A 1,275-nucleotide genomic window follows, 5' to 3' on the forward strand; every position below is an offset into this window, starting at 1 on the left:
CATGGTGGGAAAATATTTCTGACTGGGTCGAAGAGATAAAGAATGAATACCAAAACGATATTCAGGTACTCAAAAGTTGGTTAGATCAAAGGAAATAACATGAAGAAACTTGCACCCGTAGCCTTACTTATTGCATCGCTCGTAGGTTGTAGTTCTGTTCCTCAAGTGAACTGGCAACAAGGCAGCCAAATTACGATGAATCAGGTGAATGTTGAACTAAAGAGCAATCTTTGGGTGAACTTAATGCCTGCGATTGAGGAAGAACCTGTGCAAGACGTTCAAGAGTTGAGTATTCAAGGTGCTTTGTATCTGGAAGGCGACAAACAGCTGCCTGCGAATTTGACTGCTGAGGCTTTGATTATAAAGCAGGGTACTACCGAGTGGATGATTGATGGTGGGGACTTGGAAACTCGCACTCACAGCGAAAACCAGTGGGAAGTGACGTTTACTTGGCAAGTTGAAGCCGATACAGATAAATCCGTCGATTTGGCGTTGCTGCTTGATGATGCGGGTAAACAACGTTGGCTTGTTGAAAAGCACGTGAAGATAAACAAGGTTTATTAGTTTCTTTGCCGCATAGAAAAAGGGCTTGCTCCAATGAGCAAGCCCTTCGTATTTCTAGCAGACTGAATTAGTCTTCTAAGTCACCGCAGAAGCGGTAGCCATCACCGTGGATAGTCGCGATGATTTCTGGCGTACCAGATACTGATTCGAAGTGTTTACGAATACGGCGAATCGTTACGTCGACAGTACGGTCATGTGGTTTAAGCTCACGTCCAGTCATCTTCTTAAGAAGATCAGCACGTGTTTGGATCTTACCTGGGTTCTCACAGAAGTGCAGAAGTGCACGGAATTCAGAACGAGGCAGCTTGTAGCTATCGCCAGCAGGGCTCACTAGTGAGCGGCTGTTAATATCTAGCACCCAACCGTTGAATTCGTATTTTTCTACTGAGCGCTTTTCTTCTTGAACTGCGTTAGTGCTCATTGAGCGGCTTAGCAGGTTGCGCGCACGAATAGTCAATTCACGTGGGTTGAATGGTTTTGTGATGTAGTCATCAGCACCAATTTCAAGACCTAGGATCTTGTCTACTTCATTGTCGCGGCCTGTTAGGAACATCAGAGCGATGTTCGCTTGCTCACGTAGTTCACGTGCTAACAGTAAACCATTCTTGCCTGGAAGATTAATGTCCATAATGACCAAGTTGATAGAGTTGTCAGACAACACTTGGTGCATCTCTTCACCGTCACTGGCTTCAAAAACAGCGTATCCCTCTG

General features: G+C 45.2%; 2 protein-coding genes. One reads left to right on the forward strand and one right to left on the reverse strand.

The features are described from left to right. Positions 1-99: 99 nt before the first annotated feature. Positions 100-564, forward strand: a complete 465-nt coding sequence (locus R7P67_RS24895) for a hypothetical protein (protein WP_015296247.1) — start codon at positions 100-102, stop codon at positions 562-564. 67 nt (positions 565-631) lie between these two features. Here R7P67_RS24895 and arcA read toward each other — a convergent pair. Then, the coding region (gene arcA / locus R7P67_RS24900) for a two-component system response regulator ArcA (protein ID WP_318086329.1) at positions 632-1,275 on the reverse strand (644 nt) is incomplete at its 5' end.

It is taken from the genome of Vibrio sp. Vb0937, from assembly GCF_033338855.1.